Source organism: Rhizobium oryziradicis, from assembly GCF_001939045.1.
In the GTDB taxonomy this organism is placed as follows: domain Bacteria; phylum Pseudomonadota; class Alphaproteobacteria; order Rhizobiales; family Rhizobiaceae; genus Allorhizobium; species Allorhizobium oryziradicis.
This window is the reverse complement of the sequence record NZ_MKIM01000008.1, coordinates 1-1733: the sequence shown is the minus strand read 5'-3', so window position 1 is coordinate 1733 and position 1733 is coordinate 1. Positions and strand designations below refer to the sequence as shown.

At 56.4% G+C, this 1733-nt stretch carries 3 protein-coding genes; all 3 read right to left on the bottom strand.

Going from position 1 to position 1733, the window contains the following annotated elements; all coding sequences use genetic code 11:
• Nucleotides 1-2: 2 nt before the first annotated feature.
• Nucleotides 3-785 carry an SDR family NAD(P)-dependent oxidoreductase gene (locus BJF95_RS00050; protein ID WP_075637411.1) on the bottom strand — a complete coding sequence of 261 codons (783 nt, stop codon included), beginning with the start codon at nt 783-785 and terminating at the stop codon, nt 3-5.
• Nucleotides 786-911: 126 nt separating this feature from the next.
• Nucleotides 912-1391: a PaaI family thioesterase gene (locus BJF95_RS00045; protein ID WP_075637410.1), complete on the bottom strand. Its 480-nt coding sequence runs from the start codon at nt 1389-1391 to the stop codon at nt 912-914.
• A gap of 6 nt (nt 1392-1397) precedes the next feature.
• Nucleotides 1398-1733 (bottom strand): zinc-binding dehydrogenase (locus tag BJF95_RS00040; RefSeq protein WP_139317333.1); only part of this gene is annotated, 336 nt, incomplete at its 5' end.

Sequence of the window (1733 nt, the reverse complement as noted above, 5' to 3'; positions counted from 1 at the left end):
TGTTACTTTGCTTCGAGATAACGGCTTGCGGCAGTGGTATGTCCGGTGTCCTGCAAAAGCGCCTGGCGCACAGTTTCCAGCGTCTGCCAACGCAGCTCGTCATGCAGATGCGGTATGGTCACGGCTTCGCGGCGGTCAAATCCGACCAATGCTGCATCAACCAGCTCAGACACTTCCATCAATGGCGGACGCTTGTCTTCATCAACGAAGTTCCAGATTTCGGTGCGGGTCGCCGCAGGAAGAACGGCCTGAACATAAACGCCCTTCGGACCAAGTTCCGCCTGCAAGGACTGCGAGAGCAACAGAACGAACGATTTCGTGGCGGTATAGACCGAGGTCTGCCATTCAGGGGCAAAAGCCAGTGCGGAACTGATGTTGATGATCGACCCTTCACCCTTTTCGGCAAACCGGGGTGCAACGGCGTGCGAGAGACGCAGAACGCTGGTTGCGTTGAGTGTCACCAGATTTGTCAGGTCATCGATGCTCTGCGTGACGAAAGTGCCACCAACGTTGCTACCCGCATTGTTGACGAGAATGCCAATCGAAGCGTCGTCGCGCAATCTCGCTTCCACGGCATGTAAGCCTGCTTCGGTCGTCAGATCGGCGGGCAGGATATCAACGGACACACCAGTTTTCTGCCTCAGTTCAGCGGCATTGGCCTCAAGCTTGTCGACCGAGCGTGCGACGAGCACCAGATCGTGGCCGCGCTCGGCAAACCGTTGAGCATAGGTCGCACCGATCCCTGTTGATGCACCGGTGATGAGAACTTTGGATTTGGAAAACATGTGTCGCTTCTTTCATTTTTGTATGGATGGTAATCATGATGATCACAATCTGAAAACATAGATGATGATCGTCATATTTAATGTCAAGGGTCTACCCGAGGGATATTGCTCCAACAATCGGACCGGTTATCGCGCCAGAACCATCACCGTCGATGTTCCGTGCGCAAGCACTCGCCCATCAGCGTCGATGATTTTGCCCTCCGCCGAAATGATCGTGCGACCTTTGCTGATGACGCGACCCTCGGCCCGAACCAGCCCGGTATCGGCCTTGATCGGACGCGAGAAATTGGCCTTGGTTTCGATGCTGGCAAAACCCACGCCCGCCGGCAGGGTTGAATGCGCAGCGCATCCCGTCACGGTATCAATCAGCGTCAGCGCCCAGCCACCATGCACGCCGCCAAGCGGATTGAGCAGGTCGGGGCCGGGAGTGGCCTCGAATAAAACCTCCCCATCGCCGACTTCCACCATCCTGAACGACATGGTTCTGGCAATCGGCGGGGCTGGCAAAGCCCCATCGATGATTGCTTGCAGATGCTGCTTGCCGGTCATCCCGGCAATCTGGTCTAGCGTTGCAATGCCGAATACCGGCTCTGGGTTAGGGCTCATGGGTTCTTATTGCACCTCGATGACGACTTTGCCCTTGGCACGACCCGTCTCGACATAGGCCAGCGCTTCAGCGGCTTTCTCAAACGGAAAAACCTTGTCGACCACCGGCTTGATGACGCCAACCTCGATAAGAGTGGTGATCTCGCCCAATTGCTGCCCATCGGCACGCATGAACAGGAAGTCGTATCGAAGTCCGCGTTTTTTCGCTTCCTTACGTACTCCTCTGCTGAGCAGGGTGAAGAGAAGCTTGAACACGAAATTCAGCCCCAGCGTTGTCGCAAACTGCGGGTCCGGTGGCCCGGAAATGGAGATCAGGCGACCGCCCGGCTTCAGAACCCGAAG